We start from the raw sequence: 22,438 nt of genomic DNA on the forward strand, positions 1-22,438 counted from the left end.
TCTACGGTTCGTGTCACCGTCGCGCCATTCGATCGGCCGCGCGCGCCGCGATGGCCATGATCGTGAGTGCCGGGTTCGCGCTGCCCTGCGTGGGCAGCACGCTGCCGTCGGTGATGTACAGGTTGGGCACAGCGAAGGTGCGGCAGTCGGCATCCACCACGCCGTGCTCCTCGTCGGCGGCCATGCGCGCTCCGCCGACGAGGTGCGCATATCGTTTGATCGTGATCGCCTCGTCGGCGCCCGCCGCCAACAGGATGCTCTCCATCACCTTGGTCGCCGCTTCGATCAGTTGCCGGTCGTTGTCGCACTGGCTGTAGGAGAAGTGCGCGATCGGGAGGCCATGCCGGTCCTTCTCGGTCGACAGTGTCACCCGGTTGTCGGGCAGCGGAAGGAACTCGCACAGCGCCCCGAAGCACGCCCAGTGCACGTAGTCGCTCATGTAGTTGCGGAACTCCGCACCCCAGTGCCCCTGCGCCATGACGTGCTCCGCCCACGTGATCGGCAGCGGAGACACGGTCTGGATCGAGAAGCCCCGCTTGTACGGCTTGGTCGGGTCCGTCTCATAGAACTGCTCGGTGCTCACCTCCGGGGGCGGCGCCTTGTACATGCGGATCTCCGAGTCGAACCGCCCGGCCGTCTGCGGGGCACCCTGCACCATGAGGTACCTGCCCACCTGGTCGAAGTCGTTGCACAGTCCGTCCGGAAAGCGTGCCGATGCCGAGTTCAGCAGCAGTCGCGGTGTCTCGATCGAGTACCCCGCGACGATGACGACGGATGCCTTCTGGAACCGCTCGCGCCCGTCGCGCACGTAGCGCACCCCGGTCGCGTGCCCGCTGAAGGCATCCACCTCGATGCCGGTCACCATCGAGTCGGGACGCACCTCGGCGCCGTGCTCGAGGGCATCCGGAACGTGGGTGATGAGCGGAGAGGCCTTCGCGTTGACCTTGCAGCCCTGCAGGCAGAAGCCGCGGTAGATGCAGTGCGGACGGTGGCCGAAGCGACCGTTCGCGATGGCGACCGGGCCGACTCTCGCCTCGATGCCGGCCTTCAGCGCCCCGCGCAGGAACACCTCGCCGTTGCCGCCCACAGGATGCGGGCTGTACGGGTAGCGATGCGGGTCGCCCCACGGCCAATCCTCGCCGGCAACCGGCAGCTCGGCCTCGATCTGCTCGTAGTACCCCCGCAGATCTGCGTAGTCGAGTGGCCAGTCGGCCCCGACTCCGTCGACCGTCTTCGTGTGGAAGTCGCTCGGGTGAAAGCGCGGCGTGTAGCCGGCGTAGTGCACCATCGAGCCGCCGACGCCGCGACCCGAGTTGTTCGAGCCGAGCGGCACCGGGTCGCTGCCGCCGATCTCGCGCGGTTCCGTCCAGTACAGCTGGTGGGATGCCGCCTCGTCGCTGACCCAGTCGTCCTCCGGGTTCCAGAACGGACCGGCATCCAGCGCCGCGACGCGCCAGCCCTTGCGGGCCAGTCGTTGCAGCATGGTCGCGCCGCCGGCGCCGCAGCCCACGATGACGGCATCCAGCTCGTCGGTGTCGTCGAAGTGCCGCATCTGCGTGCGCAGCCGGTCGTCGACCGCGCCGCGAGGCGTGAGCAGCCAGGCGGACTCGTTGCGCTCGCGCACCGTACTCACGAACCATCGCCCTTCGAGTCGTCACCGTGACCGCGGGACGACGACGGAGCGCGACCGCCTTGTCCGGTCGTGTGGCGTGCGTTGTTGTGCGCCTCGCGGGCTGGACCCGGGCGACGCAGCGGATCATCGTGCGGGCGGGCATCCGGAACCTCGTACGGCTCCCGCTTGTCGATGCCGAGCTCCTTGTAGCCGCGCGGATACGCGGGACCGCCGAAGCCGATCTCGTTCCACACTGCGGGGTGCGAGTAGAAAGCTGTCGCGGCGTACCGCGTCCACAGGCTCCACACCTGGGCGGGCGGCAGGTCATGCCAGCGGTCATCGCCCCAGGTGCGCACGGTCTCGAGCAGGTCGCACTGCTCATCCTCGTCGCACTCGGCGAAGTCCCGGCCGTGACGGTCGTGCGCATCCTCGTTGATCGCGGCAAGGGATGCCTGCCACGCCTCCGAGTCACGCGGCATCGTGTCGTAGTGCCAGCCGTCGGTCTGATTCTCGGCGAGGCGGGCATCCACCATGCGGGCAAGATCCACGGTCTCACCCCCGGGATCGGCCGGCTGCCCCATCAGCCGGTCGAGCAGGCACTTGGCCGTCGCCTCTTCGAGTTGCGTGAAGAAGCGCACCGCCGGAAGCCCGTGCAGGCGGGCCTGCAGGGCGGCCTTCGTTGCCGTGTCCCAGTGCTTCTCCTGCCCCATCACGTTGAAGCCCGGGAAGCGGCCGCCGCCGTCCTCCGGCGCAAGCGGCAGCGTGTCGCGGGGACGATAGCGCTGCTTGCTCACCGCTCCCTCCGCAACAGCGCGGCGAGCAGTCCCATGCCGCCGACCAGCGTGACCAGCAACGGCGCGAGCAGCGGCGGCCCCATCTCCATGTTGTAGCGGAAGTTCTTCCAGCCACCCGGCTTCTGACGGATGCCCCTTGCGTGCAGCCACACACCCTGCAACCCGTTCGCCAGGATGATCACCGCCGCGAGGGGCAACGCCGTCTTGGCCATGCGCTTGCTCACGAAACCAGCCGCGCCCGCGACCACGCCGATCGGCCCGGTCGCGATAGGCGCCCACATCCACGGGTTGCCGAAGCTGGCCTTGTCGTGCTCGAAGAAGATCTCGGCGGTCGTGACGGCCGCTCCGACCGCCGTGAGCGCCGACATGCTGCGCTCGAACCGCCCGTGTTCCACGTCTTTCACGAGCCGGTCTATGCCGTAGACGGCCTCCGCTGCCGGATGCCCGTGCAGAGAGCGCGGCATCCGCACCAAAGGGCTCAGGCCCTCGGTCCTGCCGCGGCGGTCCCCCGTGCGGTGACGGTCGTTATGGCGCAAGGAACTCTTCGGGCTCAACACTTCTGCATTGTGCGCAGCCTCACGGCCGAGCGTCGAGTGGTTGCGCGATGTCGGCTCGCGTTGTATCGAGAGGGCCGGCGTCAGTCGGCGGGGCCTCCCGACGACGTGTCTTCAGACGTCTCGGCGTCGGTCGATGGCCGTGGACGATCCTCCTCGTCGACCCGGTCGGCCGCCCTGTTCTCGTCGGCGGTGCTGGTTGTTGCGTCGTCGCGCGTCCCGTCGCCGGAACGCCCGGAGCCCTCAAGTGGCTCCGTGCGGATGTCCGGGTCCGGCTGGCCGTTCGTGTCGCTCATGATCGTGCTCCCAACGCTCTGGTCGTCTCGCTCGTTCGCGCAACAAAGCACAAGTCGGGCGTTTCTGGCAAGGGGTGGTGCCGGCCATGCGGCGCTGTCAGGGTGACGGACATGGTTGCTCTAGCTGTAATCCTGCTGATCATCGGAATCATCCTGCTGTTCCTCGGCATCTTCGTGCACGTCGCGAGCTTCTTGCTGTGGATCGGCATCATCCTGCTCATCATCGGCATCATCGTCGGCCTCTTCAGGCTCCTGAGAAGAAGCGTCTAACCCGGAATGGGTGCGGCGGTGCGAAACCCTCGCGCCGCCGCATCTGCACGCGCGCCGAAAAGAGCACCATGAACTACGACGACCACTCCGACGCGCGCGACGAGGTCTCAGCGCGGTCTGCCGGCTTCCCCCCGCACGTCTCGCTGCAGCGCATCGGCGCAAACAGATGGTGTGTCGTCGACTCGCGTTATCCCGCCAACGACGCGCGTTGCCTCATCGGGTATGTGGAGCGCGTCGACCACGTCTACCACGCGATCCGGCTCGACTCGTCGCCGATGACGTCGTTCGACGAGCTGGATCTCGAGTCGATCCTCCACGATCTCGAACCCGCCGTTTCGGACGACGACCGCTGAGCTCACCCGGGACGCGCGTGACGTTACGCCGGGTGAACGGTCGGGCTCGTGGCGGGTCTGCGGCGGTTACCTTTGGGGGTTGAGGCATTCCCGTTTCCCTTCGAGTCCGTGCGGCAGTGCGAACCGCTCGTGCACGGATTCCTGCAGCAAAGGAACCGTCATGAGCAGTTCTGCGCATCCCGTCAGTCGTCGCGCCGTCCTGGGCGCCGCCGCGCTCGCGCCCGTCGCGGCCTTCCTCGCGGCGTGCTCGTCGCCGGGTTCCGGGTCGTCGGGCACGGCGTCAGCGAAGCTCACCAGCCAGCTGAACATCTACACCTGGCCCGACTACTTCTCGAAGGACGACCTCGCCGCCTATGCGAAGAAGTACGGGGTGACGCCGAAGATCTCGACGTACACCGACAACAACACGCTGTACACGAAGCTGAACTCGGCGGCAGGCGCCGGCTATGACATCGTGGTGCCCTCGTCGAGCTGGATCAAGCAGATCTCCGACAGGGGACTGCTCGAGGAGCTCGACCACGACCGGTTGAACCTGAAGAACCTCGACCAGTCGCTGCTGAACCGCAACTACGACCCCGGGAACAAGTACTCGATCCCGAAGGACTGGGGCCTCCTCGGTGTCGTCTACGATCCGGATGCCACGGGCGGCGAGATCAAGACGTGGCAGGACTTCTTCGACGCTGGCGCGAAGCCGAACGTGAGCGGGCGCATCCGCATGACGAGTGCCGCCGAGGAGACGGTCGGGCCGGCGCTGTGGATCCAGGGCAAGGACTGGAACACGAAGAAGATCAGCGACATCGAGGGCACGGCCGACTTCCTCACCGGCTTCGCGAAGCACGTGAAGACCTTCTCGGCGTTCGATGCCAACGCCATGGCCAGCGGTGCCATCGTGATGGCGCAGGCCAACCAGGCGTACGCGCGCAACGCCATCCTGCTCAACCCGAAGCTCAAGTGGGTGGTCCCCGGGCCGACCAGCGAGCTGTGGGTCGACAGCTTCTCCATCGCGAAGGGTGCGCCCGACATCGATCGCGCGTACCAGTTCCTGGAGTACCAGCTGACGCCGACGGTGCAGCTCAACGAAACCGTCTACCTCGGTTACCCGGCGTCGCTCAAGGGTCTCAAGAGCAAGATGCCGTCGAACGTGAAGCAGGCCGACCTGATCTTCGGGGGCCCGAACGTCGACCTCGGCAAGCTGACCAGCTTCGTCGTGAACCCCGACACGTACCCGACGTTCCAAGACGTCCAGAACAAGGTGCAGGCCGCCGCCGGGGCGTGAGCGGTTCACACCGAAGACAGGCAAAACTCGCCGGGACAGGCAGAATATGCCTGTCCCGGCGGTGAGATCGCTCTCATGCCTGTCTTCTGCTGGGGCGCCGCGAAGGGAGGGCGCGTGAGGCGGAACACGGGCGACCACGTGCTGGCTGCCATCCCGCTCGCCTGGCTCGCGGTGCTGTTCCTCGTGCCGCTCGGCTTCACGCTGGTCTACTCGTTCGGCACGAGCGGATTCGGATCCGTCACGCTCGGCTTCTCGCTCGACAACTACGCACAGGCGCTCGGACCGCTCTATCTGGAGACGTTCCTGCGCACGCTCGCGTTCGCCGTGGGGTCGAGCGCCGCGTGCCTGGTGTTCGCCTACCCGATCGCGTACGCCATCGCCCGGCGCAGCGGCCGGTTCAAGATCGTGGTGTTCGCGCTGATCCTCGTGCCCTACCTGGCGAGCCTGCTCATCCGGGTGATGTCGTGGCAGATCCTGCTTGCGCAGGGCGGCCCGCTGGAACGGATGCTCCGCAGCATCGGCCTGCTCCACTCGCCTCTCACGATCCTCGACTCGATTCCCGCGGTCGTGATCGGAACGATCGCGGTCTACCTCCCCATCGCGGTCATCGCGCTGGCCGTCGTGCTGGACCGCATCCCACCGGAGGTGATCGAGGCCGGCCACGATCTGGGCGCCTCGCCGTCTGCGACGTTCTTCACGGTCATCCTCCCGCTCAGCCGACCGGGTATCGCCACGGCAGCGCTGCTCACGGCAGTGCCGATGCTCGGCGAACTGGTGATCCCGGTGCTGCTGGGCGGCAACAAGGGGCTGTTCCTGGCGCAGGCCATCTCGGCGCAGTACGTGCAGTCGCAGAACTACGCGCTCGGCTCCGCCATGGTCGTGCTGCTGGTGATCGCCATCGCCGTCATCGTCGCACTGCTCGTGCGACTCACGCGCGGCTTCGACGCCACCGGCGGCGAGCCCGGGCGTCCTGAACGTGCGAAGCGGGTCGAAGGATGACCGCACCTGCCCTGTTGCGCGAGTCCGGGCATCCGCCGGTCGGCTCCCGTGGCCCGCGACTGGTGACCGGAGTGGCGCTGTGGGTCTGGTTCGGCGTCGCCGTGGTGTTCCTGTTCTCGCCGATCGTCACCGCGATCGCGTACTCGTTCAACGCAGGGGTGGCCGGCAAGCAGACCTCCGCGTTCACCGGGTTCTCCTGGGACTGGTACACCCAGGCGGTGAGCGACCCGACCATCCGTCAGGCGACCGAGACCAGCCTCGTGGTCGCGTTCTGGGCCGCGGTGATCGCCGTTCTCATCGGCACGATCCTCGGGTTCGAACTCGCACGCAACCCGAATCGCGCCGTGAGGCGCCTGCTCGCGGCGCTCACGTACATCCTGCTGATCGTGCCAGACACCGTGCTCGGCGTTTCGCTGCTGCTCTTCTACACCGAGACCCGCATTCCGCTCAGCGAGTTCACCCTGATCGCGGCGCTGACGCCGCCGGCCATCTCGGTGGTGGCGTTCGTGATCAGGGCGCGGGTGCTGACGCTCGACCCCCAGATCGAGGATGCCGCCTCCGACCTGGGTGCATCGCGCCTGGCGACCCTGCGGCTCGTCGTGCTGCCGCAACTCGGGCCCGCCATCGCGGCAGCTGCGATCATCGCCTACACGTTCGCGTTCGACAACGTGGTGATCGCGAATTTCCTGTCGACGCCGACGGTGAACGTGCTCACGGTGTACCTCTACGGAACACTGCAGTACGGCGCGACGCCCGCGGTCTACGCGACCGCGACGCTCATCTTCGCGGCGACGATCGTGGTGCTCGCACTGGCCGCGCTGTTGCTGCGCACGACGGTGCGCTTCCGCGCGCGCCGCGGCGACTGATCGCCCGCAGTCATCCGGCGAACGTCGGCAGGATGCGCCCGCGCACCCCGGGGGAAGCGGCGAAGACCGAGCCTGCGCACGGTTCCTCGCCGTCGGCGATGCCCTCGCGCGAGGTCGTGATGTAGAGCACGTCGAGGTCCTTACCGCCGAACGCGACCGCCGACGTGTTGCTGACGCCGGGAACGGTGATCACGTCGACCAGGTAGCCGTCGGGGTCGTAATGGTGCACCTTTCCGCCACCCCACAAGGCCGCCCACAGGCCGCCTTCGGCGTCGATGGTCAGCCCGTCAGGATGCCCCTGCGTCGGGTCGATCTCCGCGAGGTGCCGGCGGCCTGAGAAAGCGCCCGTCTCGCCGTCGTAGTCGAACGCGTCGATGCACTGCGTGGGGGTGTCGTTGTAGTACGCAGTGGCGCCGTCGGCGCTCCACTGCAGCCCGTTCGAGATGGTCACGTCTCCGAAGGCGACGCTCGTCGTGCCGTCCGGTTCCAGCCGGAACAGCGTGCCTGCGCCCTTTCGTTCGTCGTACGCCATCGTGCCGCAGTAGAAGCGGCCCTGGGGATCGCAACCACCGTCGTTCATGCGGATGCCGGCATCCGTCACCACATCCGGCAACGCCCGCTCCAGCACGAAGTCGGCGTCGAACAGGCTGAAGCCATGCTCCGTCGCGACCACGAACCCGCCCGCGGAACGCGGGCGAAGCGCGGCGGCCACCGATCCCACGTGATAGCGAGGCACGTCATCCGAGTCCAGCCGGCCGCGGCGCGGGTCGCCGAGGTCGAGCACCTCGCCTCGCAGCATGTCCACGATGAGCAGCCTGCCGCGCACCGGATCCCAGATCGGTCCCTCTCCGTGATACGTGATGCGTTCGGTGACCTGCTCGGCGTCCATGTCAGCACGGTACCGGCTGTGCGCCGGTCACCGAACCCCTTGCACCGGCAGCTCGCGTGTCTCGAGCTGGAGGATGTGCTCGGCACGGAACCCGATCAGGCGCTCTGCATCCGTGAGGTCGATCGGAACCTCACGCTCCACGAACCGCTTCCGGCGCGGCACCTCGGGCGCAAGCGCATCGAGCACGTCCTCAGTGCGGTACGGGATGCTCGTCAACGGCGCCGCGAGATAGAACGCGTTGGCCCCCGGCACGTTCGACTCCAGCGCCAGCTCGATCGCCAGCGCCGCGTCGCGCACGTCCAGATACGACCATCCCTCGGTGAGGGCAGGTCGCGGGTCGTCGGTGAGCCGCATCGACAGCTCCTCGATGGCGGCCATCGAGTTCACGTGCGGAAAACGCAGCGTGACGACATCCATACCCCACCGTCGCCACACCATCCGCGACGTGTTCTCGTCGTTCAGCTTCGACAGCGAATACCAATCGGAGACATCGGCGGGGATGTCGGTGTCGAGCGGAAAGTAGGCGGGGCGCGCATGCGGGTCGACGCCCTGAGGCAGGCCGTACCGGTTGATGCTGCCGGCGACCACAGCCCGCCGTACGCCGCGCTCGGCCGCCTGCACCAGCACGTTGAACGTCGACACCACGTTGGTCGTGTACACGTCGTACGGGCTGCCGGCATCCCTGTGGATCAGGGCGGCGAGGTGCACGACGAGCTCGACGTTGTCGAGGGCCGCCCCGACATCATCCGGTGAGCGCGTGTCTCCGTGCACCACCCGATCCGCCCCCGCCACGCCCTGCCCCGGCTGGCATAGGGCGGTCACGAGTGCGCCGGTCCCGGCGAGCCGCTGCGTGGCGGCGCTGCCGATGCGGCCCGCCGCGCCGGTGATGAGAACTCGCTTGCCTGCGAGGCTCGTCGTCTCCAAGCCGGGAGTGTCGAGCATCCGATTCGCCATACCCACATTGAAGACGCAGCACCGACCGGATACCAGTGCCCCGGCCGCACCGCGCTCTTCGCAAAGCGGCGATGGCAACAAGTGGCAAGCCTTTGCCATCCAGCGCGAACCGGCACACACTGTCACTCGCAGCCCCGGCCACGACGGATGCCGGGGCGAGACGAGGAACAGGAGCTCTCGGGTGGCAAGACTCGGCGTCCAGGCGATGATGTTGAAGCGCGATGTCGCGCAGAACGGTGCATACGCGACCTGGAAGCGGCTGTCCGAGATCGGCTTCCACGTGGTCGAGGTCTCGCAGATCGAGCTCACGGCGCAGACCAGGGACGAGATCGTCCGGGCGAACGACGACTTCGGCATGCTGGTCGCCGCGATCTCCGGCGGGATGGGCCCGACCGGTGGCGGCGGCAACGATTCGCTGCGCGAGTCGTTCGACAAGATCGTCGACGACTGCCGCGCCCTGGGCACGAGCCGGGTGCGGATCGGCATGCTGCCGATGACGGCGCTCGCCTCGAAGGATGCCCTGCTCTCGTTCATCGCGGACGCCGACGAGATGGCTCGCCGGCTCGCCGATCAGGGCATCGTGCTGAGTTACCACAACCACCACGTCGAGTTCGCGCGCGTCGACGGGCAGCTCATCCTCGACCTGATCAGGAACGAGGCACCCGACCTCAAGCTCGAGCTGGATGTGCACTGGATCCAGCGCGGCGGAATGGACCCGGTCACCGTACTGAAGAAGTACAGCGGTGCTGTCGACCTGGTGCATCTGAAGGACTACCGCATCGCCCTGCCGCCGGCGGAGGCGTTCGCCGCTCTGGCCGCCGGCGACCAGAGCACCTGGGCGGAGTACTGGAACAAACTCGTCCAGTTCGCCGAGGTCGGTCGCGGAACGCTCGACTTCGCCGGCGTCGTCGAGGCGGGAATGGCGGCCGGTGCCGAGTACCTGCTGATCGAGCAGGACGAGCAGTACGGCCGCGACATCTACGACTGCCTGGCCGACTCCCGCGCGCACCTGGTCGAACTGGGGTACGGCGACCTGTTCTGACCTTGTACGCGGGCGAGCGGGTTCGGGATACTGGGCGCGGGGCGGGCCTGCGTACGACGGTCTCGCATGCTCGACGAGGGGGGACGATGGCGTCGGCACGGCACACCTTCAGTCGCGGATTCTCCGCGAACGACGACTTCGACTTCGAGTTGCGCTGCGTGCTCGGGGCCGCATATTCCGGCGCAGCCGACGTGGGCGAGGTACTCGCCGCGGTCGATGACGTCGGTGACAAAGACCAGCGAGGCTGGTACGAGGCGTGGGTGGGCCTCGGCGACCGCGTCGCAGCACAAGCGGATGCCTCGGCCCATCGCTCGCACGCGGCCAGCGCGGCATCCGCGTACCTCCGGGCATCCCTCTACTACGGCGTCGCCGTGAACACCGCATCGGCACTGGACTCGGCCGACGAGCTGCTCTCCGTCTTCCACAAGCATCGCGACGCCTGGGATCGTTTCGTTGAGACCACCCCCGAGGCGGACGCGTCGAGGGTGACGATTCCGTACGAGCAGACCAGCCTGCCCGGTTACCTCTTCCGGCCGCGCGGCGCGTCCGGACCGCTGCCGCTCCTGATCGGTACGAACGGCAGCGACGGATCCCTGTCGGCCATGTGGTCGTCGTGCGCGTTCGGGGCGCTGCGCCGCGGCTACGCTGTGCTTCTCTACGACGGTCCTGGGCAGCAGTCGATGCTGTTCGACCAAGCGACCACGTTCCGCCCGGACTGGGAGGCGGTGCTGACGCCGGTGCTCGACTTCGCGCTCGGCCTCGACGGCATCGACGCTGACCGGGTCGCCGCCTACGGGATCAGCCAGGCCGGATACTGGGTCACCCGGGCTCTGGCGTTCGAGCACCGCTTCGCGGCGGCCATCGTGGACCCCGGAGTGGTGGACGTTTCCACGTCGTGGACGTCTCACCTGCCGAAGAGCATGCTCGAACTGCTCGAGAAGGGCGAAGACGCCAAGTTCGACCGCGACATGGAGTTCGCCTTCAAGTTCGAGAAGGGCCCGGCGAGCATCTGGGCGTTCCGCGCCCGTCCTTACGGCGATCTCGGCTACGCCGCGACATTGAAGGCCGTGCAGGAGTACACCGTCGCAGACGTGGCGGGACGCATCACGACGCCCCTCCTCATCACCTCGCCGGAGCGCGAGCAGTTCTGGCCCGGACAGTCCGAGCGGCTCGCGGAGCTCACGAGTTCCGTGTCCACCCTCGTGCCTTTCACGGCGGCGGAGGGCGCCGACTTCCATTGCCAGCCGCTCGCGCGCGGTCTCACCGACCAGCGCATGTTCGACTGGCTCGACGAGCGGATGGCGCAGCACTCATGAGAATTGTCGTCATCGGCGCCACCGGCCACGTCGGCGGTTACCTCGTCCCCCGCCTGGTGCGTGCCGGCCACGAGGTCGTCGCTGTGAGTCGCGGCGAGCGTGAGCCGTATCGCGCCGACGACGCGTGGGCATCCGTGGAACGCGTCGCCCTGGATCGCGAGGGACTCGACGCCGACGGCAGCTTCGGCGAGCGCATCGCCTCCCTCAGGGCCGACGTCGTGATCGATATGGTCTGCTTCACGCGGGCATCCGCCGAGCAGCTCGTGGACGCGCTGCGCGGCCGGGTACGGATGCTCGTGACCTGCGGTTCCATCTGGTCGCGCGGCACCCTCACCGAGGTCCCCGGCACGGAGGACGCGCCGCTCAACGGGTGGGGCGCCTACGGCACGGGCAAGGCCGAGCTCGAGGCGTACCTGCTCGAGCAGGACGGAGTGCCCGCCGTGGTCATCGATCCCGGCCACATCTCCGGCCCCGGCTGGCACGTCATCAACCCGGCGGGCAACCTTGATCCGTCGGTGTGGGAGCGGCTGGCCTTCAGCGAACCGGTGACCCTCCCCGACGAGGGGCTCGGGATGCTGCACCATGTGCACGCCGACGACGTCGCCCAGCTCTTCCAGCTCGCGGTCGAGCATCCCGAAGCCACGGGCAACGCGTTCTTCGCCGTCTCTCCTCGCGCCCTGACGCTGCGCGGCTTCGCCGAGGCGGCCGCTGCCTGGTTCGGACAGCAAGCCCGACTCGAGTACATTCCACTTTCGGAATATGCCTCGGCGGTCGGCGAAGAGCACCCCAGGGCAACGGTCGAACACGTCTCGCGCAGCCACGCCATGAGCATCGAGAAGGGGCAGCGGATGCTCGGATACTCCCCCGCATACACCTCACTCGAGGCAACCCGCGAGGCGGTCGAGTGGCTGAACGACCACGACGCGTTCGGGCGTCGGCTGCCGTTCGTGTGACGCCTCAGACCAGGTTGCAACCAGCCGACGAACGCTCCGCCGCAAAACGAACGATCCGCCGCACGGAACGAGGTGTTCCGTGCGGCGGATCGTGTTATTTCCGGCGCATCATGCGGTCCGGCATGCTCAGGCTTGCGCGGAGGCCGCCTCACGGTGCGGAAGCCGCCAGTTCGGCCGCACCCAGTGGCAGGTGTACCCCGCCGGATACTTCTGCAGGTAGTCCTGGTGCTCCTCCTCGGCCTCCCAGAACTCGCCGGCCGGCTCGACCTCGGTCACGACCTTGCCCGGCCACAGTCCGGATGCGTCGACGTCCGCGATCGTCTCCCGCGCCACCTGCTCCTGCTCGGGCGTCGTGTAGAAGATCGCCGAACGGTAGCTGCGGCCGATGTCGTTGCCCTGCCGGTTCTTCGTCGACGGATCGTGGATCTGGAAGAAGAACTCCAGCAGCTCCCGGTAGCTGACGCGAGCAGGATCGAAGACGATCTCCACCGACTCCGCGTGGTCGCCGTGGTGCCGGTACGTGGCGTTGGGGGTGTTCGGGTCGCCCGAATAGCCGGTTCGCGTGGAGATCACTCCCGGCTTCTTGCGCAGTAGCTCCTGGGCGCCCCAGAAGCATCCGCCCGCGAGAATCGCTCGCTCGGTACTCATGTCGAGATCTCCTTCGTGTCGTGTCTCTCATTGTGATCACGGATGCCCGCTGCTCGCAGCCACCGCGGCTCACGTCAGAAGGAACGCAGTCGGGCACCGGCAAGTTCCCGCGTCCGCGCCCTTTCGCTGTGAGATCGCTGTACGCAACCGGGATGCCGCAGACGCGGCATCCCGTATAGAACGGATGCAGGAGCATCCGAATCGGGGAGGATCGCATGGGCACGTTCGTTCTGAGAGTCGTGGTCGGACTGCTGTTCGTCGGGCATGGGCTGCAGAAGCTGACCCACCTGTTCGGCGGTGGCGGCATCGAGAGGACCGAGAAGACGATGGAAGCCCTCGACATGCAGCCGGCGAAGCTGCAGGCGTACGCCGCGGGACTGGTGGAGGCAGGCGGAGGAGCTGCGCTGGCGCTCGGTGCTGCCACGCCACTGGCATCCGCCGGGCTCATCGCGACGATGGTGACGGCGGTGCGCAAGGTGCATCTGAAGAACGGCGTGTGGAACACGAACGGCGGCTTCGAGTTCAACCTCGTGATGGCCTCGGCCGCTCTGGTGCTGGCCGGGCGGCCAGGCAAGGCCTCCGTCGACGGCGCCTTCGGGCGTTCGAAGTGGGGCACCGGCTGGACGGTCTTCGCGCTCGTCGCGGGCGTGATCGGCTCCGCCCTCGCCGTCGCGGCCGGCCGGTGGTTCGCACCGCAGGACGCCGAGACGGACGAGCCCGCCCCGGCGGAGGAGCAGACCGCTCCAGCCGCAGAGTGACCCAGGCGAGCCTGTACGTACTCGCAGCCGACACGCGGCGATCGCAACGTTCCAGCATCCGCGGGGCGCGAGACTGACGGAATGTCCGCACACCGGTCTCGCAGGTCTCCGCTCGTGTCGTTGCCGCCCGGCGCGGTGTGGATCGCGATCGTGCTGTGGGCCGCGACGTTCGCACTGGGGTTCGCCGCCAGGGCATCGACCGGATGGCTTTCGAGTCAGCTCGCTCTCGACCGCGCGCTGAACGCCACGCACTCGTCTCTTCTCGACACGGTGGCGCGCGCGCTCGACAAGCTCGATTCCGTGAGCGTGGTAGCGGTCATCCTGGTCGTGGTCGGCGTGCTCGTCGGGCTCCTCGTGTCGTGGCCGCGCGCACTGGCCACGGTGGTCATCGCCGGCGCGGGATGGCTGCTCTGCCTCGTGCCGAAGGCCATCGTCTCGGAGCCGCGTCCGCCGCTGGATGCCGTGGCGCACGTGCTCAACGTGTCGCACGCGACGCAGAGCTTCCCGAGCGGGCACACGGTGTTCGCCGTGACCCTGACCGTGGCGGTGCTCGTCGCATGCCGCGGGGCGCTGGCGCGCACGATCGTCGCCGTGCTGGGCATCCTGCTCATCATCGTCACGGCGTGGTCACGGCTCTACGTCGGGGCGCACTACACGACGGATGTCGTGGGCGCGATTCTCGCGGGCGTCGCGGGCGCACTGCTCATCGCGTGGTTGTGGAACCTCGTCGTTCGGAGCCTGTTCCCCCGGGTCGTGTCGCGCGGGACGCCCGGCGTGGGCGAGCGCGTCGAGGCCTGACGCTCGGCCCGCTACATGTGGCCGGCCTGCTGCGCGAGGCCGACGAACGTGCCGCCCCAGATCAGCGCCGCAAGCCCGACGACCATCGCGACGGCCACGCCGGCGACGACAGCACCGACGAGCATCGTGAGCAGCATGCGCAGAAAGATGGCGACGCGTCCGCGCCCCTCGCGGTCCGTATCGCCGGCAACCCTGTTGAACGACCAGACGCTCATGGAACCCCCGAATGACTCCACGGTCGTGCCGCACAGCGCGGCACGACCACCTACTGACTTCAGGTGAGCTCCATTGATCGCCTGAATCCCATGCTGGAACACACATCCGAAACCGGGATCGAAGTCAGCTGAAGGCGCTTTGAGGGGTTCGTTGTCATTTCGTGATCCACGCTGTGCACCGCAGGCGTGCCATAGGGTCTACTCATGCTGCGCTCCCCTGCTTGGGCTTGGACCTGGACCGCCCTGCGCGCTGCCGCTGCAGTGCTCGGAGCATCCGCCGTCATCACGCAGGCCGTTGTGACCTTCGGCGGCGCCATCGCGGCGAAGCGCGACGTCGGCACGACCTTGGTCAACTTCTTCAGCTTCTTCACGATCCTCTCCAACGTGCTCGCGATCATCGTGCTCACGTGGGCTGTCATCCGGTTCTGCACCCGCGGACGAACGGATGCCTCGCCCGAGCCCCGCTCGCTGGGAATCGCTCTGGCCTGCGCCACGACCTACATGGTCATCACGGGAGTCGTCTACAACCTCCTGCTGCGCGGGATCCCACTGCCGCAGGGGCACACGGTGCCGTGGGCCAACGAGGTCCTCCACGTCGTCGTGCCGCTGTTCCTTCTCCTCGACCTCTTCCTCGCGCCTCGCCGACGCTGCCTGGGCTGGGGTGCGATCGCGGCCGTGCTCGTCTTTCCGCTGGCCTGGGTCGTGTACACGATGGTGCGCGGCCCCCTCGTGACGAACCCGCTGACCGGCGCGCCGTACTGGTACCCCTATCCATTCCTCGACCCGAACTCGGCCACCACCGGCGGGTACCTCGGCGTCGTCGCCTACATCCTCGGCATCGCCGTGGGCATCGCGCTCGTCGCAGCGGGGGTGGTCGCGGTGAGCCGAACGCGGTCCCGGCACTCGACGAGCCACCCGCAGTCTGCCGAACCACCCGCGAATGAACGGGTGGCTCGGCAATAGGAGGGTTGCTCGGCGGTCAGCCCTCGGAGCGGGCACGCCGTACCGGGCGCAGTGAGCCGGCCACCGCGAACGCCGCGACCATCAGGGCCACGATGAGCCACAGCGAGTTCAGTCATCAGTGGAAGGCGGAGACTCCCGTGAGCGCCTGGCCGATGATCAGTTGGTGCACTTCGCTGGTGCCCTCGTAGGTGAGCACCGACTCCAGGTTGACGGCGTGCCGCATCACGGGGTGCTCCAGCGTGATCCCGGCGGCGCCGAGGATGGTGCGGCACTCCCGCGCGATCGCGATCGCCTCCCGCACGTTGTTGAGCTTGCCGAGACTGATCTGCTCCGGCCGCAACGCGTGCTCGTCCTTGAGCCTGCCGAGGTGCAACGCGAGAAGCATCCCCTTGCCGAGCTCGAGGCTCATGTCGGCGAGCTTGGCCTGGGTGAGCTGGTACGCCGCCAGCGATCGATCGAAGATGTGGCGATCCGACGCGTACGCGATCGCGGTCTCCAGGCAGTCGCGAGCGGCGCCCAGCGCACCGAAGACGATGCCGAAGCGTGCTTCGTCGAGGCACGACAATGGGCCCTTCAGCCCCCGCACCTCGGGCAGGGCGGCGGCATCCGGCAGGCGCACCTCGTCGAGGACGAGCTCGCTGGTCACCGACGCACGCAACGAGAGCTTGTGCCTGACCTCGACCGCCGAGAATCCGGGGGTGTCAGTCGGCACGACGAACCCGCGGATGCCGCGACCATCCGTCTCCTCGTCGGTTTGCGCCCACAGCACGGCGACGTCGGCGACGCTTCCGTTCGTGATCCACAGCTTGTTTCCCGTCAAGATCCAGTCGCCGTCGGCCTGCCTGCGTGCCCGGGTTCGCATGCCTGCCGGGTTGGAACCGAAGTCGGGCTCGGTGAGACCGAAGCAGCCGATCACCTCACCAGCGGCCATCCGTGGCAGCCACTCCTGTTTCTGCTCCTCGCTCCCCCAGTGATGCACGGCGAACATCGCCAGCGAGCCCTGCACCGAGACCAGCGAGCGAAGCCCGGAGTCTCCGGCCTCGAGTTCCATGCAGGCCAGGCCGTACGCCGTCGCGCTCGAGCCAGCGCAGCCGTATCCCTTCAAGTGCATGCCCAGCAGACCGAGGTCGCCGAGATCGCGCGCCAGTTCGCGTGCCGGAAACTGCGCGGACTCGTACCAGTCCGCGATGTGCGGCCTGATCTGAGTGTCGACGTACGCGCGCACCGTGTCGCGGATGACTCTGTCCTCCTCTGAAAGCAAGCGATCGGTGGAGAACAGCTCGAGCGGGCTCTGCCTCATGATGTCGTCCTTCGGTGTGGCGTACCTCAGCTCATTGTGAGGCCGCCGCTGACGCTGAGGGTCTGGCCGGTGATGAATGCGGCTTCGTCCGATGCCAGGAAGGCCACGGCGTTGGCGACGTCCTCCGGCCGCCCGAGTCGCCGCAGCGGGATCGCCTTGGTCAGCGCTTCGCGCAGTTTCTCGCCGCCGATGGAGGCGAACAACGCCGTGTCGGTGGGTCCCGGCGACACGCAGTTGGCGGTCACGCCGGCGTGGGCCATCTCGCGGGCGATCGTCTTGGTGAATGCGATCACCCCGCCCTTGGCCGCCGAGTAGACCGCCTCACCGGACGAGCCGACCCGGCCCGAGTCGGAGCCTATGTTGACGACCCTCCCCCCGCCCTGTCCGGCCATGATCGGCAGCACCGCATGGCAGGTGTGCAACTGGCCGTAGAGGTTGATCCTCATGACCCGGTCCCAGGTCTCGGCATCGGATTCGACGAACGGTTCTGCCTTGTCCCAGCCTGCGTCGTTCACCAGCACGTCGATGCGACCGAAGCGTTCCATGACTCGCGCGATCGTCGCATCCACCGCCTCACGATCGGTGACGTCGAGCTGCAGACCGACCGATGCGTTTCCGAGACCGTCCGCCGTCTCCTTCGCCGTCTCCCCGTCGAGGTCGGTCGCCACGACGGTGGCGCCCTCGGCGGCCAGCTTGGTGGCGATCGCTTTGCCGATGCCCCGCCCGGCCCCGGTCACGACCGCGATCTTGTCGTCCAGCCTTCCCATGATGTTTCTCCTTCTGTGATCGGCGGGTCGGTACCCGGTCACGTGCGTAGGGACGTCCGAGCAGACCGCGGGCGATGACGAGTTTCGAGACCTGTGCGGTGCCGTCGCCGATCTCCAGGCCGATCACGTCGCGCAACCGTTGGCCGACTCTGTGCTCGGTCGAATAGCCAACGTGACCGAGGGTGAGCAGGCACTGGTGGATGACCGCGGTCGCCAGCCGCGGCGCCCAGAACTTCGCCATCGCCGCTTCGACGCTGTGCTCGCGCCCGACGTCCTTGCGCCACAGTGCCTCGTAGCAGACGTGCCGGGCGCCGGCGAGGTAGGTAGCGCACTCGGCGAGCGGAAACGACACGCCCTCGAAGGTGCCGATCGGCTTGCCGAACGCGACCCTGTCGCGCGACCACTGCACCGCCTCGTCGAGGCTCTGCTCGGCGGCGCCGAGACAGAGCAGCCCGATGATCGGGCGGGAGTAGTCGAAGCTCTGCATCACCGCGACGAAGCCGAGGCCCTCGTCGCCGATCAGCTGGGAACGACCGACAGCGACGCCATCGAAGTGGATCGAGGCGCGGCCGATCGCCCGGCTGCCGAGGTCGTCGATCGGTGAGCGCGTCACGCCGGGATCTCCCAGATCGACCCAGAATGCGCTGACTCCGTGGGCCCCCTCGCCTCCGGTACGTGCGAGGACGATCGCCTTGTTGCCGGCCATGCCCAGCGTGATCGACGTCTTCTCGCCGTGCAGTCTCCAGCCGTCGGCATCGGGAGTGGCGGCGAGGTTCAGGCCGGCCGCATCCGTGCCCGCGCCGGGCTCGGTGATCATGATGCAGGGCACGGTCTCGCCCGAGGCGATGCCGGGCAACCACGCCCGCTTCTGCTCGCCGGTGCAGTTGCGCACGAGGATGTCGCTGATCAGCGCGGTGTTGACGATGAGGTAACCGGCATTGAAGTCGGCACGACCGACCTCCTCCGCGGCGATCCCGGCAACGACCGCCGTCGCGTCCTGACCGCCGTATTCCTCGGGGATGCGCAGGCCGGTCAGGCCCATCTGCGCCATGTCGAGCGCCAGCTGCGGCCGGAATCGCGCCGCCACGTCGTCGGACTGATAATGCGGGGCCAGCACCTTGCCGGCCCAGCGGCGCAGCTCGGCGCGGAACGCCTCCTCGTCTTCCTGGAATCCGTAGTGCATGACCGGCCGCCTCAGCGCGTCGAGGGGAAGACCGGATCCCGGTGCTCCTGAAGCGCCGTATACCCTTCGACGACGTCGGGGGCCATGAAGCACAGCATCTCGTAGGCCGCGGACTGGTCGAAGATCGGCGCCGCCTGGCGGAGCCAATTGCTGAGCGAGCGCTTGGTGAGCCTGATCGCCTGCTGGGCACCGGTGGCCAGCAGCTGGGCGACGCGCAACGCTTCGTCGAGAACCTGATCGCGCGGCACCGCCTTGCTGACCAGGCCGATGCGCTCGGCCTCGGCCCCGGTGATCATCTCGCCCGTCATCAGGTAGTAGTGCGCCTTGGCCATCCCGCACAGCAGTGGCCAGATGATCGCGGCGTGGTCCCCCGCTGCGACGCCGAGTTTCACATGCCCGTCGCCCAACCTGGCGTCCTCGGCCATGATCGAGATATCGGAGAGCAGGGCCACGACGGTGCCCGCCCCGACGGCGACTCCGTTGATGGCCGCGACGATCGGCTTCTCGCAGTCGATGATGTTGTAGACCAGCCGGCTCATCTCGCGGAGCATGTGGTCGACACGCTCGTGGTCGCCGGCCAAGCGGGAAACCATGCCGAGGTCGCCGCCGGCGCTGAAGGCCTTTCCCGCGCCCGTGATGACGGCGACCCTCGTCTCGGGATCGTCGGAGACCTCGCCGAAGAGGCGGGCGAGTTCGCCGTGCATCTGCTCGTCGGCGGCGTTGTACTTCTCCGGCCGATCCATCGTGATCAGCAGCACGCCGTTGTCGTGCCGCGCGAACGTCAACTGGTGGTAACTCCCGAAGTCCACGGCTTGCCTCGATTGCACAATGAACATGGATTCAGTATTAATGAATGTAGATTCATTACCGCGAGGTGTCAATGCTTCACCGACGGCTCCGGCACAGCGATGAATTCCGTCTCACTGCGAAAGAGGACCGATGACCGAGGCCGCTGTCGATCCATCCCCTGACCACCCGCGGCACGCCGCTCGTCAGGTTCTGGCTGCTCATCGCTCACGGCAGCTTCTCGATGCCGCTGCGCGACTCATGCAACGCGATGGCTCCGAGGCCGTCTCGATGCAGGCGCTGGCCGCGGAAGCGGGGGTCAGCGTCGGCCTGATCTATCGGTACTTCGGCAGCAAGGACGAGATCCTGCTCAAGGTGATCACCCAGGTACTCGATGCCTTCGCCGTCGAGGTTCCGGCGGCGATCGATGCCGCTGGAGAGGATCCGGTACGCCGGCTGGCCGCCGCATTCGCCGCGTACTGCCGGGTGATCGACGAATACCGCCACGCCGCCGTACTCACCTACCGCGAGTCCAAGGCGCTCGCCCCTGCTGGCCGTACCCGGATCAAGCAGCTCGAGGTGGAGACCAGCCAGCCGTTGCGCGACACCATCCGTGCCGGTGTGAAGCAGGGCCTGCTGGTTGCCGACGACCCGGATCTGATCGCGTACGACCTGCTACTCCTCGCGCACTCGTGGGCCCTCAAGCACTGGTACTTCGGACAGACGAAGACGCTCGACTCTTACATCACCGCACAGCTCTCGCTCGCGCTGCGCTCGATGCTCCCTCCCGCGGAGCTCCGGAAGTACCGCGACCTGCTGCAGTAGGACCATCGCGGGCACGGGCATCCTTGCCTCGTCTTTTCACGAGCGGTGCCCGCCGCGAAGGAGTCGGCACGCGACGGGCACCGCAGCATCCGGCCGGCGCTACCCCTTCACGCTCCCGGTGGCGAGCCCGGACTGCCAGTAGCGCTGCAAGAAGAGGAACGCGACGATCAGCGGGATGATCGACACGAACGCGCCCGTCAGCACGGTCGAGAACAGCACCTGCGCGCCACCACCGGCGGATGCGGTCGCCTGCCACTGCGCGAGCCCGACGGTCACGGGGAACAGCGACGGAGTGTTCAGCATGATGAGCGGCAGGAAGTAGTTGTTCCAGGTGGCGACCAGCTGGAACAACACGACCGTCACGATGCCCGGCGACATCAGACGCACCCCTATGGTCGCGAAGATCCTGAGCTCGCCCGCGCCGTCGATCCTCGCCGCCTCGAGCAGGCTGTCATCCACCGATTCCAGTGCGTAGACACGCATGAGGTAGACCCCGAACGGGCTGACCAGGGAGGGCAGGATGATCGCCCACATCGAGTCGGTCAGGTTCGCTGCCGCGAACAGCAGGTAGGTCGGGATCGCGAGCGCCGTGAGCGGGACCATGATCGACCCGAGAATCACGGAGAAGATGGCCGTCCGTCCGCGGAACCGATACTTGGCCAGCGAGTATCCGGCCGCCGTCGCCAGTGCGGCAGCGCCCACCGCGCTGGTCACGGCGTAGATGATCGTGTTCAGCCCCCACTGCCAGAACACTCCGCCCTGGAACGTGAACAGGTTCGCGAAGTTGTCGAAGAACTGGAACGAGTTGCCGAACCACAATCCGAACGTGCTGAACAGGTCCGAGTTGTCCTTCGTCGTGGAGATGAACAACCACAGGAGCGGGACGATGAAGTAGATCAGCGAGATCCACACGAAGATCGTGAGCAGTGTGCTGCGGCGCTTCTCGCGTTCGACGACCTTGCGCCTGCGTCTCGGATCAGGATGCTTTCCCCGGGCCGAACCGACGGCCTGCGACGCGGGGCGCACAGCGGTGCTCATGACTCGCGCTCCCTCCGGTTGGCGGCGGTCTGCACGACGAACGAGACGATCATGATGATGATGCCGAGCAGGAACGCGATGGCCGCGGCGTAGTTGATGTCCTGGTTCTTGAACGCCACGTTGTAGGCGTAGAGGTTCGGCGTGAAGTCGGTGCCGATCGAGTTCGGCGCGATGTTCGCCAGCAGGTTGGGCTCGTTGAACAGCTGGAACGATCCGATGATCGAGAAGATCAGCGTGAGCAGCAGCGCCTGCCGGATGGCCGGCAGCTTGATACTCCACGCGACACGGAACTGGCCGGCCCCGTCGATCTCCGCGGCTTCGTACAGATCCTCCGGAATCGACCGCAACGCGGCGTACAGGATGATCATGTTGTAGCCGATGAACTCCCAGCAGACGATGTTCATGGTCGAGCCGAGGATGTTCTGCGGCGACAGCAGGTTGGGCGCAGACATGCCCAGCGCATGGAAGATCTGCGTGATGAGCCCGAAGTCGGTGCCATACAGATAGCCCCACATCAGCGTGGCGACGACACTCGGCACGGCGTACGGCACGAACACCAGAAGACGTGCGACGCGCCCGCCTCTGACCCGTTTGCTGTCCATCGCCAGCGCGAAGCAGATGGCGGCGACCAGCATGATGGGCACCTGCACGAGCAGGAACAGTCCCACCCTGCCGAGCCCGGCCCAGAAGCTCGGGTCCTGAACGGCACGGATGTAGTTGCCGAGTCCGGCGAACACCTGCCCGCCCACCAGCTGCGAGCTGAACATGCTCAGGTAGAGCGAGTAGATCAACGGCGCGAGGAACATCGCGGCGAAGATGACGAGAAACGGGATGACGAGAACCCACGCCGCGCGGGTCTGCGCTGCGCCGATCCTGCCCGACGTTCGTTGTGTGGATGGGCCCGGCGAGCTGCGCCGGGCGGTGAGAACGGACATGGTCGACTCCTTGTACGACAGCGGGTCCGAGCGCTTCCGGCCCGGACC

25 protein-coding genes and 1 pseudogene are annotated in these 22,438 nt (G+C 67.4%); 12 read left to right on the forward strand and 14 right to left on the reverse strand.

All coding sequences use genetic code 11. From position 1 onward, the window contains the following. Positions 1–13: 13 nt before the first annotated feature. The 4 genes from ACYVI5_RS16095 to ACYVI5_RS16110 form a co-directional block, all read right to left on the reverse strand. Positions 14–1,633 (reverse strand): GMC family oxidoreductase, encoded by a 1,620-nt coding sequence (locus ACYVI5_RS16095; RefSeq protein ID WP_460581113.1) that lies wholly within the window; start codon positions 1,631–1,633, stop codon positions 14–16. Next, a complete protein-coding gene (locus ACYVI5_RS16100; RefSeq protein WP_460581114.1) occupies positions 1,630–2,406 on the reverse strand; it encodes a gluconate 2-dehydrogenase subunit 3 family protein in 777 nt (258 codons plus the stop codon). The genes ACYVI5_RS16095 and ACYVI5_RS16100 overlap by 4 nt, the downstream gene beginning before the upstream one ends. Beyond that, a complete protein-coding gene (locus ACYVI5_RS16105; RefSeq protein ID WP_460581115.1) occupies positions 2,403–2,870 on the reverse strand; it encodes a hypothetical protein in 468 nt (155 codons plus the stop codon). The genes ACYVI5_RS16100 and ACYVI5_RS16105 overlap by 4 nt, the downstream gene beginning before the upstream one ends. 173 nt (positions 2,871–3,043) lie before the next feature. Further along, positions 3,044–3,256 (reverse strand): hypothetical protein, encoded by a 213-nt coding sequence (locus ACYVI5_RS16110; RefSeq protein WP_460581116.1) that lies wholly within the window; start codon positions 3,254–3,256, stop codon positions 3,044–3,046. Between the two features lie 111 nt (positions 3,257–3,367). Between ACYVI5_RS16110 and ACYVI5_RS16115 the strand changes: the two genes are divergently transcribed. From ACYVI5_RS16115 to ACYVI5_RS16135, 5 genes are all read left to right on the forward strand, one after another. Then, on the forward strand, positions 3,368–3,526 hold the full coding sequence (locus ACYVI5_RS16115) for a hypothetical protein (RefSeq protein WP_460534872.1): 159 nt from the start codon (positions 3,368–3,370) through the stop codon (positions 3,524–3,526). A gap of 68 nt (positions 3,527–3,594) precedes the next feature. Continuing rightward, positions 3,595–3,879, forward strand: a complete 285-nt coding sequence (locus ACYVI5_RS16120) for a hypothetical protein (RefSeq protein ID WP_460581117.1) — start codon at positions 3,595–3,597, stop codon at positions 3,877–3,879. A 160-nt stretch (positions 3,880–4,039) separates the two neighbouring features. Next, positions 4,040–5,155, forward strand: a complete 1,116-nt coding sequence (locus ACYVI5_RS16125) for a polyamine ABC transporter substrate-binding protein (protein WP_460581118.1) — start codon at positions 4,040–4,042, stop codon at positions 5,153–5,155. A gap of 114 nt (positions 5,156–5,269) precedes the next feature. Beyond that, positions 5,270–6,154: an ABC transporter permease gene (locus ACYVI5_RS16130; protein WP_460581119.1), complete on the forward strand. Its 885-nt coding sequence runs from the start codon at positions 5,270–5,272 to the stop codon at positions 6,152–6,154. After that, on the forward strand, positions 6,151–7,020 hold the full coding sequence (locus ACYVI5_RS16135; protein WP_460581120.1) for an ABC transporter permease: 870 nt from the start codon (positions 6,151–6,153) through the stop codon (positions 7,018–7,020). The genes ACYVI5_RS16130 and ACYVI5_RS16135 overlap by 4 nt, the downstream gene beginning before the upstream one ends. Before the next feature lie 10 nt (positions 7,021–7,030). Here ACYVI5_RS16135 and ACYVI5_RS16140 read toward each other — a convergent pair whose 3' ends face one another. Both ACYVI5_RS16140 and ACYVI5_RS16145 read right to left on the reverse strand, forming a co-directional pair. Beyond that, positions 7,031–7,909 (reverse strand): SMP-30/gluconolactonase/LRE family protein, encoded by an 879-nt coding sequence (locus ACYVI5_RS16140; RefSeq protein ID WP_460581121.1) that lies wholly within the window; start codon positions 7,907–7,909, stop codon positions 7,031–7,033. A 27-nt stretch (positions 7,910–7,936) separates the two neighbouring features. Further along, positions 7,937–8,851, reverse strand: a complete 915-nt coding sequence (locus ACYVI5_RS16145; RefSeq protein ID WP_460581122.1) for an NAD-dependent epimerase/dehydratase family protein — start codon at positions 8,849–8,851, stop codon at positions 7,937–7,939. Between the two features lie 193 nt (positions 8,852–9,044). On the opposite strand from ACYVI5_RS16145, the gene ACYVI5_RS16150 reads away from it, so the two are divergent. From ACYVI5_RS16150 to ACYVI5_RS16160, 3 genes are all read left to right on the forward strand, one after another. Continuing rightward, entirely contained in the window at positions 9,045–9,905 is an 861-nt protein-coding gene (locus ACYVI5_RS16150; RefSeq protein ID WP_460581123.1) for a sugar phosphate isomerase/epimerase family protein, read from the forward strand. Between the two features lie 86 nt (positions 9,906–9,991). Then, on the forward strand, positions 9,992–11,221 hold the full coding sequence (locus tag ACYVI5_RS16155) for an alpha/beta hydrolase family protein (RefSeq protein WP_460581124.1): 1,230 nt from the start codon (positions 9,992–9,994) through the stop codon (positions 11,219–11,221). Then, a complete protein-coding gene (locus tag ACYVI5_RS16160) occupies positions 11,218–12,174 on the forward strand; it encodes a Rossmann-fold NAD(P)-binding domain-containing protein (RefSeq protein WP_460581125.1) in 957 nt (318 codons plus the stop codon). Before ACYVI5_RS16155 ends, ACYVI5_RS16160 begins: the two co-directional genes overlap by 4 nt. Positions 12,175–12,300: 126 nt before the next feature. On the opposite strand, the gene msrA is transcribed toward ACYVI5_RS16160, so the two are convergent. Then, positions 12,301–12,822, reverse strand: a complete 522-nt coding sequence (gene msrA, locus ACYVI5_RS16165) for a peptide-methionine (S)-S-oxide reductase (RefSeq protein ID WP_460581126.1) — start codon at positions 12,820–12,822, stop codon at positions 12,301–12,303. Between the two features lie 215 nt (positions 12,823–13,037). Between msrA and ACYVI5_RS16170 the strand changes: the two genes are divergently transcribed. After that, the gene (locus tag ACYVI5_RS16170; RefSeq protein ID WP_460581127.1) at positions 13,038–13,580 is read left to right on the forward strand and encodes a DoxX family protein; all 543 of its coding nucleotides are present in this window, start codon (positions 13,038–13,040) and stop codon (positions 13,578–13,580) included. A gap of 81 nt (positions 13,581–13,661) precedes the next feature. Further along, positions 13,662–14,378 (forward strand): phosphatase PAP2 family protein, encoded by a 717-nt coding sequence (locus ACYVI5_RS16175; protein WP_460581128.1) that lies wholly within the window; start codon positions 13,662–13,664, stop codon positions 14,376–14,378. Positions 14,379–14,389: 11 nt separating this feature from the next. Here the strand turns inward: ACYVI5_RS16175 and ACYVI5_RS16180 are convergent, their stop codons facing one another. After that, a complete protein-coding gene (locus ACYVI5_RS16180) occupies positions 14,390–14,593 on the reverse strand; it encodes a hypothetical protein (protein WP_460534901.1) in 204 nt (67 codons plus the stop codon). Between the two features lie 204 nt (positions 14,594–14,797). On the opposite strand from ACYVI5_RS16180, the gene ACYVI5_RS16185 reads away from it, so the two are divergent. Next, positions 14,798–15,556 (forward strand): Pr6Pr family membrane protein, encoded by a 759-nt coding sequence (locus tag ACYVI5_RS16185; protein WP_460581129.1) that lies wholly within the window; start codon positions 14,798–14,800, stop codon positions 15,554–15,556. Between the two features lie 115 nt (positions 15,557–15,671). Here ACYVI5_RS16185 and ACYVI5_RS16190 read toward each other — a convergent pair whose 3' ends face one another. The 4 genes and pseudogenes from ACYVI5_RS16190 to ACYVI5_RS16205 form a co-directional block, all read right to left on the reverse strand. Beyond that, positions 15,672–16,856, reverse strand: coding sequence for an acyl-CoA dehydrogenase family protein (locus ACYVI5_RS16190; RefSeq protein ID WP_460581130.1), 1,185 nt, complete (start codon positions 16,854–16,856; stop codon positions 15,672–15,674). 26 nt (positions 16,857–16,882) lie between these two features. Then, positions 16,883–17,623 (reverse strand): SDR family NAD(P)-dependent oxidoreductase, encoded by a 741-nt coding sequence (locus tag ACYVI5_RS16195; RefSeq protein WP_460581131.1) that lies wholly within the window; start codon positions 17,621–17,623, stop codon positions 16,883–16,885. 70 nt (positions 17,624–17,693) lie between these two features. Beyond that, positions 17,694–18,806: pseudogene (locus ACYVI5_RS16200) on the reverse strand (acyl-CoA dehydrogenase family protein); the annotation flags it as partial. A gap of 11 nt (positions 18,807–18,817) precedes the next feature. Continuing rightward, the gene (locus ACYVI5_RS16205) at positions 18,818–19,642 is read right to left on the reverse strand and encodes an enoyl-CoA hydratase/isomerase family protein (RefSeq protein ID WP_460581132.1); all 825 of its coding nucleotides are present in this window, start codon (positions 19,640–19,642) and stop codon (positions 18,818–18,820) included. 103 nt (positions 19,643–19,745) lie between these two features. Between ACYVI5_RS16205 and ACYVI5_RS16210 the strand changes: the two genes are divergently transcribed. Further along, positions 19,746–20,417 (forward strand): TetR/AcrR family transcriptional regulator, encoded by a 672-nt coding sequence (locus tag ACYVI5_RS16210; protein WP_460581133.1) that lies wholly within the window; start codon positions 19,746–19,748, stop codon positions 20,415–20,417. Between the two features lie 99 nt (positions 20,418–20,516). On the opposite strand, the gene ACYVI5_RS16215 is transcribed toward ACYVI5_RS16210, so the two are convergent. Continuing rightward, positions 20,517–21,455, reverse strand: a complete 939-nt coding sequence (locus tag ACYVI5_RS16215; RefSeq protein ID WP_460534914.1) for a carbohydrate ABC transporter permease — start codon at positions 21,453–21,455, stop codon at positions 20,517–20,519. Further along, on the reverse strand, positions 21,452–22,390 hold the full coding sequence (locus tag ACYVI5_RS16220; RefSeq protein ID WP_460581134.1) for a carbohydrate ABC transporter permease: 939 nt from the start codon (positions 22,388–22,390) through the stop codon (positions 21,452–21,454). The genes ACYVI5_RS16215 and ACYVI5_RS16220 overlap by 4 nt, the downstream gene beginning before the upstream one ends. Positions 22,391–22,438: the final 48 nt, after the last annotated feature.

This window comes from Humibacter ginsengisoli (assembly GCF_054780095.1).

Excerpts from the sequence above, each read along its gene's own strand:
- ACYVI5_RS16105 (WP_460581115.1), bottom strand. The coding sequence starts at position 2,870 with ATGCCGCGCTCTCTGCACGGGCATCCGGCAGCGGAGGCCGTCTACGGC.
- ACYVI5_RS16110 (WP_460581116.1), bottom strand. The coding sequence starts at position 3,256 with ATGAGCGACACGAACGGCCAGCCGGACCCGGACATCCGCACGGAGCCA.
- ACYVI5_RS16115 (WP_460534872.1), top strand. The coding sequence starts at position 3,368 with ATGGTTGCTCTAGCTGTAATCCTGCTGATCATCGGAATCATCCTGCTG.
- ACYVI5_RS16120 (WP_460581117.1), top strand. The coding sequence starts at position 3,595 with ATGAACTACGACGACCACTCCGACGCGCGCGACGAGGTCTCAGCGCGG.
- ACYVI5_RS16125 (WP_460581118.1), top strand. The coding sequence starts at position 4,040 with ATGAGCAGTTCTGCGCATCCCGTCAGTCGTCGCGCCGTCCTGGGCGCC.
- ACYVI5_RS16135 (WP_460581120.1), top strand. The coding sequence starts at position 6,151 with ATGACCGCACCTGCCCTGTTGCGCGAGTCCGGGCATCCGCCGGTCGGC.
- ACYVI5_RS16140 (WP_460581121.1), bottom strand. The coding sequence starts at position 7,909 with ATGGACGCCGAGCAGGTCACCGAACGCATCACGTATCACGGAGAGGGA.
- ACYVI5_RS16145 (WP_460581122.1), bottom strand. The coding sequence starts at position 8,851 with ATGCTCGACACTCCCGGCTTGGAGACGACGAGCCTCGCAGGCAAGCGA.
- ACYVI5_RS16155 (WP_460581124.1), top strand. The coding sequence starts at position 9,992 with ATGGCGTCGGCACGGCACACCTTCAGTCGCGGATTCTCCGCGAACGAC.
- ACYVI5_RS16160 (WP_460581125.1), top strand. The coding sequence starts at position 11,218 with ATGAGAATTGTCGTCATCGGCGCCACCGGCCACGTCGGCGGTTACCTC.
- msrA (WP_460581126.1), bottom strand. The coding sequence starts at position 12,822 with ATGAGTACCGAGCGAGCGATTCTCGCGGGCGGATGCTTCTGGGGCGCC.
- ACYVI5_RS16170 (WP_460581127.1), top strand. The coding sequence starts at position 13,038 with ATGGGCACGTTCGTTCTGAGAGTCGTGGTCGGACTGCTGTTCGTCGGG.
- ACYVI5_RS16175 (WP_460581128.1), top strand. The coding sequence starts at position 13,662 with ATGTCCGCACACCGGTCTCGCAGGTCTCCGCTCGTGTCGTTGCCGCCC.
- ACYVI5_RS16180 (WP_460534901.1), bottom strand. The coding sequence starts at position 14,593 with ATGAGCGTCTGGTCGTTCAACAGGGTTGCCGGCGATACGGACCGCGAG.
- ACYVI5_RS16185 (WP_460581129.1), top strand. The coding sequence starts at position 14,798 with ATGCTGCGCTCCCCTGCTTGGGCTTGGACCTGGACCGCCCTGCGCGCT.
- ACYVI5_RS16190 (WP_460581130.1), bottom strand. The coding sequence starts at position 16,856 with ATGAGGCAGAGCCCGCTCGAGCTGTTCTCCACCGATCGCTTGCTTTCA.
- ACYVI5_RS16195 (WP_460581131.1), bottom strand. The coding sequence starts at position 17,623 with ATGGGAAGGCTGGACGACAAGATCGCGGTCGTGACCGGGGCCGGGCGG.
- ACYVI5_RS16205 (WP_460581132.1), bottom strand. The coding sequence starts at position 19,642 with ATGTTCATTGTGCAATCGAGGCAAGCCGTGGACTTCGGGAGTTACCAC.
- ACYVI5_RS16210 (WP_460581133.1), top strand. The coding sequence starts at position 19,746 with ATGACCGAGGCCGCTGTCGATCCATCCCCTGACCACCCGCGGCACGCC.
- ACYVI5_RS16215 (WP_460534914.1), bottom strand. The coding sequence starts at position 21,455 with ATGAGCACCGCTGTGCGCCCCGCGTCGCAGGCCGTCGGTTCGGCCCGG.
- ACYVI5_RS16220 (WP_460581134.1), bottom strand. The coding sequence starts at position 22,390 with ATGTCCGTTCTCACCGCCCGGCGCAGCTCGCCGGGCCCATCCACACAA.